The organism is Stenotrophomonas sp. PS02289 (assembly GCF_029960115.1).
GTDB lineage: Bacteria > Pseudomonadota > Gammaproteobacteria > Xanthomonadales > Xanthomonadaceae > Stenotrophomonas.
The window spans coordinates 1-12,148 of the sequence record NZ_JASCOZ010000131.1 but is presented as its reverse complement, the minus strand read 5'-3'; the positions used below and the strand labels follow the sequence as shown (position 1 = coordinate 12,148).

Below are 12,148 nucleotides of genomic sequence, written 5' to 3'. Positions count from 1 at the left end.
GTGCTGCGGGGCGGAGCCGCAACGCCGCCCCGCAGCGCCGCGCCCCTGATCTTCCCGCTGTTTCCTCCCGCTGTCGCTGTGCCCTCGCCCATTCCCGAACTGGAGTCGCTACTGGCGGGTTGGGGCCTGCCTCTGTTTGAAGAACTCGACCCGACCATGGCGGGTTGGCAGGCATGGCAGCTGATGGCGGGAACGGCGGGGTTTTCTACCTTTGCGCGCGAGCGGCTGCGCGCTGACGGCTGGCGCGACGGAACCGACGATGCGGCCTCCACCAAGGGAGAGCAGCTCCAGGTCGCGCACCTGCTGCTCAACCAGCATGTGGGACCTGCGCGAATGCAGACCATCCGGGCCGTCGCGGACGCGCCGGGGATAGTTGTCGCGCGCCAGGCGGTCATCGCACAGTTGCCCACGACACGCTCTCCCCTGATCCAGCGCGTGCTGTTGTGGCTGGTGGCACGGCAGCTGCAGCGGCCCGAGCTGCTGGTCGAGGACGTCCCGGACTGGCTCGATTACGGTCGATCCCTGCTGGGCGTGGCGTTCCTGCAGGGTGTTGCGATGGTGGAGGCCACGCACCCCGGCGCAGCGGCCAGTTGGCGGTTCGAAGACTTGGTGCGCCTGCCAGCGCAGCTGGGAAGCTCGACCGACGATGATGCCGTCAGCCTGGTGGCCGCCCAGGTGCGCCCAGCCCTGCTGTACGCCCGGGCCCATGGAGAGCTGCCAGCGGCGCTTGACCCCGCCACCGCCACCGCCGCGCAGATCGATGCAGCCTTGTCGTTCGTGCACACCCGGCAGCAGGCCCTTGCCGTGGCTGCAGGTCAACTGCAGCGCCACGCGCCGGAGCGAATGTCGCTGGCCGCCGCGCAACTGCAACAGGCAGAGGTACCTCCCCAGTGGTGGAACAGCACGCTCGACAGCCTGCCGCCCGGACTGCTCAGGCGGCATGGCCTGCATCGGCGCAGCACGCCTGCGCTGCCTGAACTGCCCGGCGACATCGGCATGGTGGCGGATCTGGCGCGATGGGCCGCGCTTGGGGAAGCGCTGCTCGAAGAGCAGCTGGCGCAGGACACCCTGCAGCAGTTGCTGGTGTCAGGCGAATTCGAGATTGTCGGCAGCGCGTCGATCGCGCAGGTGTTCGAGCAGGAGTTCACGCTGTATCAGGAGGTCATGACCGATGCCGTTGCCGTTCTGGCAGCGCGCTCGCTGGAGATGCTGCCGCCAGTCGACCGCGCCCTGCTGGCCGGCGCAACCGTGACACCGTTGCAGCTGCCCGCCCATCACCAAGGAACACTGCTGCGTTGCGTCCAGGCAGACAACGCTCCCGTCTACCTGGCACTGGTGCCCAGCGCGGGCTTCAGCGCGAGGTTGTGGTACGGGGAGCGCTATGACGGCACAGAGTGGCGGGAAGGACACTGGTATGACCCTGCCTGGTTCGAAACCGGTCAGGTGGCCGCAACGTCGCCCCCTGATGCACTCCGATTGCTGCAGTCGGAGCACTGGACCACAGGTGCTCCGTTGGCCCCCCAGGGAACCGGCGCGGATGCGCTGCGCGTGATCGCCGAAGCGAGCGCACGAAGCCAGTACGGCGACTACTTCAACACCGTCAAGGCACGTGAGCTCCAGCAGCGCACGGGGATGGAGCGTTTATGGGACAAGGAAAAGCAACTCGCCAACGCCTTGCTGGAGTTCTGCGTTCCCTTTTACGGGTGCGTCAGCCGCCTGATCGCCGGTGAACGCACCGGCGGCGTACTGTTCAGCTGCGCGACCGATCTTGTATTCGCCATCGGCCCGGTGGGTCGATTCCTGGGCAGTACCACGCGACTGGCGTTGAGGGCGGGCGAGCTGGGCGTGCATGGGCTGCTGGAAGGCAGCGGGCTGGCCGTGGCACAGCTGGGACGTGAACTGGCCAAACTCAGTGGCGCGATGCTGGTGCGGGATCTGGGTCGCGGTGTGTTTCGCGCCGGCCGCGGCCTGTGGCGGCTGACTGCAGAGCGCATCAGCGCAGCCGGCCGTCCGTGGAACGCACTGACAGAGGCGGTGCATGCGCTGCCGGCGCGTGCCGAGCCCGTGGCACGTCGGTGGGCAGACGACGCCCCTGGGCTGGCCGTCGGCGTGATTGACGCCGAACAACCCGCGCTGCTGATCGAAGAGAACGGGCACTGGTACCGATTCGATGATGTGCAACGCCGCGCCTACGGTCCCAAGGTACCCGCCCCACGGATCGAAGGGCGGGTGATCGACGAGATCCCACCAGGATTCGACGCGGATGCGCCGTTGCATGCGGGCACCGATCCGCCGCAACTGTCATCAGCGTGCCGACGCATGCGACGGCAGGTGTCATTGCACGCGTGCGGTGAGGGCATCGTCCGTCTTTTCGGCTACGAGCCGGCACCGACCTACACCACACCCGGCGATATCGGCTGGTTTGCCGGCCTTGAAGTCAGCGGTGCGAACGGCCCACTGGCCGAAGGGACACCCTTCGTTTACGACGGGCAATGGTGGAAGCGCGTGCGCACTGACGGACAGCTGCGCTATGTCCGTCAGACCGGACTGCCCGAGCCGGTGCTGCGACAACGTCTGCCCGCCACCGTGCTGGGCGGTGACGGGCGGTTGGCCCGGATCGAAGTGCGCGACCCCTACCTCGGCAGCCGCATGCGCCTCACCGTGGGCGCGGTGATCGGTACCGACCGCCAGGGCGGCCGGGTGCTGATCGCGCGCATTGCGCCCGGGCGGTTCCACGTCGCGCCGCTGGACCCGAGCTTCCGTTTCGGCGAGCCGGCCCCCGCCCTGACCCTTACGCCACTGGAGGCGGAAGGATTCAGCGCTGCGCACAACGACGCAGTCAAAGGAGCCTGGTGGGGCGCGTTCCACTACAGCCAGCAATGCCGTCTCAGCGGCGCGGCGCTGGTGGACCATTTCGGCAGCCAGTTGCAGCAGCAGGTCGAAGCGCTGGACGAAATGGGCGCGGCGTTGGAAGAAGTCACGGCCGATGCTCCCTACCGCTTTGACACCCGTCCGGAGCACGCGGTGCTGTCATGCGCGCGCAGCAACTGCCGCTACGTCGACGCGCTGAAACAGCAGATCGGCACCGAGCACTGGCGCGCGCCCCAGCCCACCGACCGCTGGGTGCATGAAGCGCTGTATGACCTGCTGCATCCACCCGCAGCGCAGCCCCTGCCCGGGCGCGCGGCCGCTCGAAGCGGGTTCGACGCGTTGGGGCCGTCCTTGGAGCCGCTGCACCTGACGCCGCGTCGCGGACCGGCCAAGACCGTAGCGATGGCCCGGATAAACCTGCGTGGCCAGAGCCGTCCCCTGATCTTCCATTCCGTTTCCGGCCAGCGCGGCGGAAAGGGCCTGCTGCCCGCATCCAACCTGCCCAGCGGGCAACCCGCACCGGAGTGGAATGTGGCCGGACGTCAGATCACGACACCTCACGCCACCTACATCGACGCGCAACCGACGCGCCTGTCCATCGCCGACGGTGGGGTGGCCAGTACCGTGCCCAATCACTCCCTGCACGTCGCGGACCCGGACGGCATGCTGTCGGAGGAACGCAATGCGCGTGCCTATGACGCCGAGCGCAACCTGTACTACCGCATCGAGCGCTGGCTGGCCCAGGGTCGCCTGGCACCGGAGCAGGTCGAATCGATCAGCGTGTTCTCCTCGCGACCGGTGTGCAGCTCCTGCCACGTCTCCATCGGCAGCCTGCGCGCGCGGTTCCCCGGCCGCCCCTTCGAGGTGATCGAGCGCGACCCTGCAGCGCTGGCCGTTCCGCCCGACTGAACGCAGGCTGTGCCGTGCCGGGCTAGGGCTTGCGCGGCGGCGGGAGCGCGCCTATAAATGAGCGACCACTCAATCAATGATCCGACATGGCCCGCCCTCTCAGCGACGAAAAACGCGATGCGATCCTGAACGCCGCCGGCCGCCTGGTAGCGTCCCAGGGCGTGGCCGCGTCCACCGCGCAGATCGCCAAGGCCGCCAAGGTCGCAGAAGGCACGGTATTCACCTACTTCGAGAACAAGGATGTACTGCTCAACGCGTTGTTCGTGAAACTGGAGATGCGGCTGGCCGCGAACATCGGGGATGCGTTCCCGGTTCAAGCCAGCGCCCAGGATCAGCTGCAGCACATCTGGAATGCCCTCGTCCGTTGGGGTCTCCAGTATCCCGATGATGCCAAGGCGCTGCGCCAGTTGAAGGTCTCCGACCGCATCACCGACAGCACCCGCCTGCATTGCGAAGGGTTGTTCGGCGGCATGCTGCAGTCGCTGCAGGCCAAGTTGGCCGCACATATCGATCCGGATCGCCTGTCGTTCTATCTCGGCCGGGTGCTGGTCAACCTGCTGGATACCACTTTGGATGCCATCACCGCCCAGCCCGAACAGCAGCAGGCGCTGCAGCAGGCCGGTTTTGACCTGTTCTGGAAGGGCATTCAGCGATGACTTTATTTAAACGAATAAATGAGCGCGTACGCACTCATAAGAAGCGCCGTGCCATTGCCGTTGTGGCTGTCGCGTTTGCCCTCACCGTTCTGATCGGGATGACTTTTACCGTGCCTATCGCCTCCTACACCCAGTCGCCGCAGCAGCAGGGCGACCAGTTCCACAACGCCGCTGCCAAGCCGAAGGAATCGCTGGCCACCACGCTCAAGCTGTTCTGGGATTTCTTCTTCAACCGTCCCGACGGCACCGTGCCGCGCAGTTCGCCGCCGGTGCGCATGCTGACCGCACAGGCGCTGTCCAAGGCCCCGGACCGCAGCGTCTACCGGCTGGGGCATTCCACCCTGCTGATCAAGCTGCGCGGTGGGTGGTGGCTGACCGATCCGGTGTTTTCCGAGCGCGCCTCGCCGTTCCAGTGGATCGGGCCCAAGCGCTTCCATGCTCCGCCGATCGCGCTGCAGGACCTGCCGCCGATCCGTGGCGTGCTGCTCTCGCACGACCACTACGACCACCTGGACCGCGCCACCGTGAAGTACCTGGCGGACCGTGCGGACGTCTTCCTGGTGCCCCTGGGCGTGGGCGACCGCCTGACCCACTGGGGCGTGCCGAAGGACAAGGTGCGCCAGTTCGACTGGTGGCAGGAAACCGAGGTGGACGGATTGCGCCTCGCGTTTACCCCTACCCAGCACTTCTCCGGCCGAGGCCTGCGTGACAGCAACCGCACCCTGTGGGGTTCGTGGGTGATCATCGATGACGCACTGCGCATGTACTTCAGCGGTGACACGGGTTACTTCGCCGGCTTCAAGGACATCGGCGAGCGCTACGGGCCGTTCGATGTCGCCTTCATCGAAACCGGTGCCTATGACCCCAAGTGGCCCTACGTCCACATGCAGCCCGCCCAGACCGTGCAGGCGCACCAGGACCTGCGCGCACGCTGGCTGGTGCCGATCCACAACGGCACCTTTGACCTGGCGATGCACACCTGGGATGACCCGTTTGAACAGGTGAGCGCGCTGGCCGCGCAACGCGGAATCGCGCTGTCCACGCCGGAAATGGGCGAACGCCTGGATCTGGATGCGCCCCACCCCGGGCGGCCGTGGTGGCGCACGATGACCGCGACCGCGACGGCACCACTGGCCACCGCAGACCAACGCTGAGCGCCGTTCAACTCCGCGCCAGGGGCCGCCCGGGTGGCCGCTGGCGCTGCGTTATCATGCGGAGTCCAGGAACACGTTTTCCAACAAGGACGCCCCATGCAGATTGATATCCGTCAGATTCCCGCCAACGGTTGGTCCCCAAAAAGCCTGCCCGAGTTCCCGTGCTGCCCCGACCCACAGTTGGAGGCGCTGGCCCAGATCGGTCCCGAGGCCAACAGCAATGAACTGATGGAGTTTCTGCAGCACGGCTTCGCCAGCACCCTGTTCGCCTTCGGCCAGGTGCTGCGCGAACAGCTGCCCGCCACCGATCTGCGATTGGAGGCCGCTGCCATCGGCCAACTGCTCCAGGGCAACAGCAAGGTCGTCGTGCACCACGGCAATCTCGTCGTGGACGGCAACCTGCAGCCGCCCTCGGCCCTGCTGGTCACCGGCGACCTGACCGTCAACGGCATTCTCAGGGACAGCGGCAACGTGGCAGTGCTGGGGAACCTGCATTGTCACAGTGTGGCGTCGGACGCGTGGTTCATCGTCGGTGGCGACTGCGTGGCACGCGACTTCGTCTACGGCGACTACAACGACAACATGTTTGAAGTGCTGGGCAAAATTCAGGCGCGCGCAGTGGTCACCAGTGATCACGCGATCTACGCCGAAGACGGCCTGCATGTGGCACACGAACCCACTGAGCCGGGCGTCAACTGGGAAGCGGAAGTGTTCGACCTGTGGGACGCCACCCACTGCGAGGAGCTGCTCGCCGCGGTCGGCACGGAGATTCACACGCTCATTCCGGTAGAGAAATTCGACGCAATGGAGGACGCATGAGCATGCGTTGCATGGCCCTCGCCCTGATGCTGCTTCCCGCGGCCGCTTTCGCGGTGGAACCGGTCAGCACGGAAACCGAGGCCCAGATGCGCGCCCGCGCCCAACAGGACGCCGAGCAGATCGCGCAGCACATGCTGCAGGTACAGGAGTCGCCCAGCGAACTGAACTGCCCCGTTGCCGTGGACAACGCCCGCCATGGCGTCCAGACCATGCTGGAGGTGGGCCAGAAGAATGTCGACAGCGGCTTCATGAAGGCCGAACAGTTCACCCCCGTGGCCGGACTGCTGCGTGCCATGCTGCCAATGCTGACCCTGGACGACTGCCAGGCTGCCACGGACAAGAAGCGTGACTTCTACCAGTGCATGTCCAGCAACCATAACCATCTGATGGCCTGCGCGCAGGCGCATCCGTTCTGAGTCCATCCTGATGTCTGCATCCCTGACTGCTGCCTATGCCCTGCCCCTTTCCGAAGCGGCACTGGCGGCGTACCTGGATGACGGATCGCTTCCCGCCAGCGCGCTTGAACGTGCCGGGTTGTTCGCGGCCGCGCTCTGCCTGCGCAGCCGCCAGCCCGAAGGTGCCTTGTCCGCTCTGCTGGAAGAGGCCTGCGCGTTGTTTGCGGCGCAGCCCGGACAGGCCCCGGCGCAGTTGGCCGGACTGCGCGCCGGCCTGCCGGGAACCGTGCAGGACTGGCAGCGCGCGTTGGCCGCACAGGAGCGCGTGCTCGCGCCAGCCGCCGTGGTCGAGCAGCATGCCGCCCTCGAGGCCTTCGACGTCATGGCCTTCCAGCAGGCGTGCGACAGCACACTGACCCCGCACACGGTGCGCTTCTACACCGAGGCCGCGTATCAGGAAACCAGCGAGGTGATCGGCAGCGGCGAGCGTGCGCCGATCTACATCGAGCGCGACCACGACTACACCGATGACCAGGCCCGTGCCCTGCGCGCCATCGTGGCCAACGATGATGAGCACATCGATCTGGACGCCTACGCAGGGGCCGGCAAAACCCATCTGGTCCTGCAGTTGCTGGCGGGTGCAACCCGGCATTTCACCTACCTGGCCCCGCGCCCCAGCCAGGTGCAGGCGTTCCGCGAGCGACTGGGTACCCAGCAGCAGATCACCCTGCTGTCGCAGATCGGCTTCGCCAACCAGGTCGCGGCCGACGCGCATCGTCGCGGCGTGCTGGGCACCGACTTCGCGCCGGCTTACCAGGTCAGCCGCTTGTCGTTCGCCGACATTGCCGGTCGCATCGGCCTGCAGCCGATCGGCCGCTATCCCGCCACCAGCGTGCTGCGCATCGCCTTCGACGGCATCGCCAGCTGGTGCCGCTCCACCTCTCCGCAGCTGGAAGCACGCCACTTCCTGCGCGCCCTGCCCTACGCAATGCTGGACGCCACACCGTTCATCGCCGCTGCCGAGCAGGTGTGGCGCTGCATGTTCGACCCGGTGCTGCAGAAGGGTGGCGTGCTCAGCCTGACACCGGACCACATCGGCAAGTGGCTGGCGCAACATGACGCACGCATTCCGGCACGCTGGGGCACCTTGCTGATCGACGAGGCGCACGACCTCAGCCCGGCCTGGAAGCAGTTGCTGTCCGGTTACGAAGGTGCGGTGATCAGCCTGGGCGATCCGAACCAGCGCCTGATTGGCCGCGCGCCTCGCTTTGCCACCGGCATGGCACTGGAGATCAACCAGTCGGTGCGCCAAGGTCGTTACGTCGAGCAGTTGGTCAACGACACGCTGGCGCTGGACGCGACCGGTGTATACCAGCAGCCGTTCAATGGTGCCGGCGCTCACGCCACCGTCGCCAGCGTCTACCAGCACTGGAATGACGTACCGTCTGAAGGGACGCAGGTGTATGGCAGCAGCTGGCGTCTGCTGGAGGAAGCCCAGCGGCTCTCAGCGGCGGGCGCTGCCTTTGGCATCCACCCCGAATCACTGACCCAGCTCGGCCGCGAAGTGAATCGCGCCGCTGACGCCTATCGCGAAATGACCACGCACGGTGGCAGCAGCCGGCGTTGGGAAGCTCTGCTGGCCGAGTGCGAAGAACAACAGGTGCCGCAGATCCCGCGCCTGTTCATGCGTGGCTACAACCGCGAACATTTCGCTGCGCTGTGCGAGCGGCTGCAACCGCATACGCAGGCCACCCTGCTGCTGATGCTGGTCGAGCACAGCAAGAACACCGAGTTCGCCCAGGTCGCCATGGCACCATGCTGCTTCCGCACCGGCTTCGCCCGCCGCTATGCGCACAACCCGGTGCGTGCGGCGTATACCGCCATGACCCGGGGTTCGCGGCAGCTGTGGTTGCCGGAGGGTGCGCTGGAGGAACTGCAGCGCAGTGTGGCGCGCTATCACGACCGCAAACGCCCGTAGGGACACGCATGGCGTGTCCCTACACCACCGGTTCGGCGGCCGGGAACGTCCAGCTACCGTCCAGGATCGCCTGCTGCGGCCGATACAGCCGCACGGTGTAGTTCCAGCCCGGCACCGTCGGCAGGCAGTTGGGAATCTTTCCGTCACACCCGCCGAACTGGATCGTCACCGCGCCATCCGGGTCCTTCACCGCAGTGAGGTTGTTGAGCGAATATGCGTTCAACGCGTTCTTCTCGAAATAGCCCTTGGCGTTGTACACGCTCACTGACCAGAACGCGTCCACCGGCACGTCTTTCACCCGCAGGCGGTACACGGTCTTGCCGTCGTTCTTGGGCGGTGCCACGCCGAGGTAAGTTGCATCTTTGTCGGGGTTTCCGCCCCACCCGGCTGCCGTGGCGATCAGATGCGCCACCGGGTCCACCTCGCCTGCCTGGCCAAACGAATGACTGAACCCCGAAGAGGTGGCCGCCAATGCCAGCAGTGCGTCGCGCACTTTGCCCTGGCTGGCGCTGTCCCAGCGCGGCAGTTCAAGCGTCCCCGGCCCACCGGGTTGGGCCACGGTGATCGCATCCTGCAGACGGTGCACGGCCTCGACATCGGCGGCATCGGCCGGGTTCACCAAGGTCCGGACCCCGACGAGCGCGTAACGCGTGCCGACCTTCTGCCGGTCAAACGTGTGTGCGCCCGCACCGTACTCGGTCCAGGTGTAGTGGTCCTGGTTCACCACCATCAGCGACTGGAAGCGGTCGCCCGCATCGGGCAGCGTCACCGTCACCGGCCCGGCATCCAGATCGAAGACCGCCGAGCTGTACAGCGTGTCGCGGTTGAGCCGGATGATGGTCTGGTGGTCGATGGGGGCTGGCTCACGGCGATGCACGATCTTGCCCAGCCCGCCCGACTCTTCAACCTGCTTGGCGATATAGGTATCTGACTCGGCCCGGATGAAGTTGGCGGGCGTCACCACCTGCGCGCCGTCGGCGGTGAGCACCGGCGGCGGCGCTGCGGCGGGAGCGGGCGGCGGCGGAACCGATGCAGGTGCGGGGGCGGCAGGTGCCTGCGCGGTGGGTTCGGCCTCGGGCGCAGCGGGCTGCGCTTCCTGCTTGGCACCGCAACCGGCGCAGAGCGCCGCGCACAGCAACAGCGGAGTAATCTTGCCCATGGGACGCTCCTCGCTCGTATGCCGGAAGCATCGCGCCGAACAGCCCGTGCTCCAAGCGGCGTTCTACGCAGAGCGCGTCAGTATTTGTACTGGTCGGTGCCGCCCCACGCTTCAGTTCGAGTTGTAGCCACCACAGATATTGTGCCGCCGATTATCCGCGAGTGCTTCTTCCGACCTGACGTGCCTTAGGCTCACGCACCTTGTCGGCCTTTCTGCTTGAACTGCGCCCTTGCCGGATGCTCGCATCCACGATGGTCCCGGGCCGCACGCTCATGTCTTTGTTCTGCAGACAGGCATCCACCACGTCACGCACCTCCGCTGCAAGCTTCTGCGTCTCCAGCAGCTGTCGAAACTCGTGGATCGTGGTCTCATCGGGAATGCGGGTCACGCCGCTGATCCCTGCGAAGCGACGCATGACCGTCGAATCGTGGAGCGCCTCCTCTATGGACATATCACTGAGCGCATACCACTGCTGAAGCAGATGCACCCGCACCATCGTCGCCAGAGGATAGGGCTGGCGCCCACGAACGCCAATCTGCGGATAGTGCGGCTGGATAAGGGCAACCAAGTGCTTCCAGGGCACTATCTGATTCATCTCGGCAAGGAAACGCTCACGCTGGGTGTGCCTGCGCTGGCCCAGCCCCTCGGGATCACCAAATTTCAGCTGCATGGTCGGCCCTCACATTGCGCCTGATGGCCGTCAAGCTTGCCGTCCATACGAGCGCTCCGACTTTCAAATTCCGCTCATTTAGGCCGCGACATTCGCATCATTTCGAAAGTAGCAGCCGCGCCTGTGTGCCCCAGCCGCCCACCAGCACGTCGGTGCGACCATCCCCGTTCAGGTCGCCCTGCCCCATGCTCCAGCTGCGCCCCACGGTAATCCCCGGCACCGCGTCCAGGGTCACGTCGGTGAAGTTGCCGTCACCATCGTTCTGCCACGCGCGCAGTTGCATGGGAACGAAGCCCGGTACCTGGATGGCCCCGACCAGCAGGTCTGGCGCACCGTCGCCGTTGACGTCCACCACCGTGCCGGCCCAGCTCGAGAAGGTGTGCTTTGGCAGCCGCTTCTCGGTTTCGTCCACAAAGCGGCCATTACCGTCATTGACCAGCAGACGCGTCTGCGGATCCTTTTCCCAACCGCCGTTGTTGCTGGTGATGTTGAAGAACAGGATGTCCGGCTTGCCATCGCCGGTCACGTCGGCCACGTGCACCTCGCGCGTTTCCATCGGAACGCGCAGGTCCAACCGGTGCGACGCATCAACGAAGCGGGCCGAGCCGTCGTTGAGCAGCAGACGATTGGGATGGCTGGGGCTGGCCAGCAGGACGTCCAGGTGGCCGTCGCCATTCATGTCGGCCAGGGCTACGCCCTCGGTCTGGTCATCGCCGGCCGGCAGGTGGGTCGCGCTGGCATCGATGAAGTGGCCCGGGCGCGCGGGGTCGTTGAGGAACAACAGATTGCGCGCGGGCTGCAGCCCGTTGGGGCTCTCGCCAGTGCTGCCGATGAAGATATCGGGATGACCATCGCCGTTGAGGTCGCCCACGGCCAATCCGTTACCCTGGCTGTGCGCCGGAAGACGGTCGCTGACGTCGGTGAAACCGCCCTTGCCATCGCCGAAGAACAGTTGATGCTGTTTATCGGCTTCGGCCACGAAGACCACGTCGATGTTGCCATCGCCGTTGAAGTCGGCCGCGCGTACATGTTCGTTGTCGCGGGCGGTGACGCCGAACGCATCCGGCACGTAGCTCAGTTTTCCGGTGCCATCGTTGCGGTACAGGCGGTTCACGCCGTGCTCCACCGATACCACCACATCCAGGTGGCCATCATTGTCCACGTCCACGAACACCGAATCAGTGGCGTGCAGCTGCGGAGCCATCGGCACGTGGGTGGCGGTCGCGTCGGTGAAATACTTTGACGGTGCTTCGTGGATGAGGTCGAAGGCGTGTGTGGCCGGATTGATGGGCGCGGGGGCCGCAGCAGGGGCTGCGGGTGGTTGCGCGCAGCCTGCTGCGAGGACGGCGGCGGTCAGTGCGGTGATGCGGAGGTGCATGATCGTGGGGCTCCTGCAGTGCATGAACCCCACCACCATAACGTAGAGCCACGCCCTGCGTGGCTCAGACCATGTCTGGCACCCCGAAGCCACGCAGGGCGTGGCTCTACGCAGCCGCCTCAGCGCCCAACCCGTGCCGCCAGATCGGCGGGATAGCGA

Annotated in this window: 9 protein-coding genes; 6 read left to right on the top strand and 3 right to left on the bottom strand. The window is 66.2% G+C overall.

All coding sequences use genetic code 11. The annotated features are described in order from the left end of the window. From QMX83_RS16090 to QMX83_RS16065, 6 genes are all read left to right on the top strand, one after another. On the top strand, positions 1–3,780 hold a 3,780-nt coding region (locus QMX83_RS16090; RefSeq protein ID WP_282297649.1), incomplete at its 5' end, for a hypothetical protein. 86 nt (positions 3,781–3,866) lie between these two features. Next, on the top strand, positions 3,867–4,436 hold the full coding sequence (locus QMX83_RS16085) for a TetR/AcrR family transcriptional regulator (RefSeq protein ID WP_282297648.1): 570 nt from the start codon (positions 3,867–3,869) through the stop codon (positions 4,434–4,436). A 98-nt stretch (positions 4,437–4,534) separates the two neighbouring features. Beyond that, positions 4,535–5,590: an MBL fold metallo-hydrolase gene (locus QMX83_RS16080; RefSeq protein WP_282297647.1), complete on the top strand. Its 1,056-nt coding sequence runs from the start codon at positions 4,535–4,537 to the stop codon at positions 5,588–5,590. Between the two features lie 96 nt (positions 5,591–5,686). Continuing rightward, complete coding sequence (locus tag QMX83_RS16075; protein WP_282297646.1) at positions 5,687–6,409, top strand: hypothetical protein; 723 nt, start codon at positions 5,687–5,689, stop codon at positions 6,407–6,409. Continuing rightward, positions 6,406–6,825 (top strand): hypothetical protein, encoded by a 420-nt coding sequence (locus QMX83_RS16070; RefSeq protein ID WP_282297645.1) that lies wholly within the window; start codon positions 6,406–6,408, stop codon positions 6,823–6,825. Before QMX83_RS16075 ends, QMX83_RS16070 begins: the two co-directional genes overlap by 4 nt. A 10-nt stretch (positions 6,826–6,835) precedes the next feature. Next, positions 6,836–8,782 carry a hypothetical protein gene (locus QMX83_RS16065; RefSeq protein ID WP_282297644.1) on the top strand — a complete coding sequence of 649 codons (1,947 nt, stop codon included), beginning with the start codon at positions 6,836–6,838 and terminating at the stop codon, positions 8,780–8,782. 19 nt (positions 8,783–8,801) lie between these two features. On the opposite strand, the gene QMX83_RS16060 is transcribed toward QMX83_RS16065, so the two are convergent. The 3 genes from QMX83_RS16060 to QMX83_RS16050 all read right to left on the bottom strand — a co-directional run bounded on the left by QMX83_RS16060 (position 8,802) and on the right by QMX83_RS16050 (position 11,989). Then, positions 8,802–9,941, bottom strand: coding sequence for a DUF1254 domain-containing protein (locus QMX83_RS16060; RefSeq protein ID WP_282297643.1), 1,140 nt, complete (start codon positions 9,939–9,941; stop codon positions 8,802–8,804). Positions 9,942–10,092: 151 nt separating this feature from the next. After that, positions 10,093–10,611: a transposase gene (locus tag QMX83_RS16055; protein ID WP_282297642.1), complete on the bottom strand. Its 519-nt coding sequence runs from the start codon at positions 10,609–10,611 to the stop codon at positions 10,093–10,095. Between the two features lie 97 nt (positions 10,612–10,708). Next, entirely contained in the window at positions 10,709–11,989 is a 1,281-nt protein-coding gene (locus QMX83_RS16050; RefSeq protein ID WP_282297641.1) for a VCBS repeat-containing protein, read from the bottom strand. Positions 11,990–12,148: the final 159 nt, after the last annotated feature.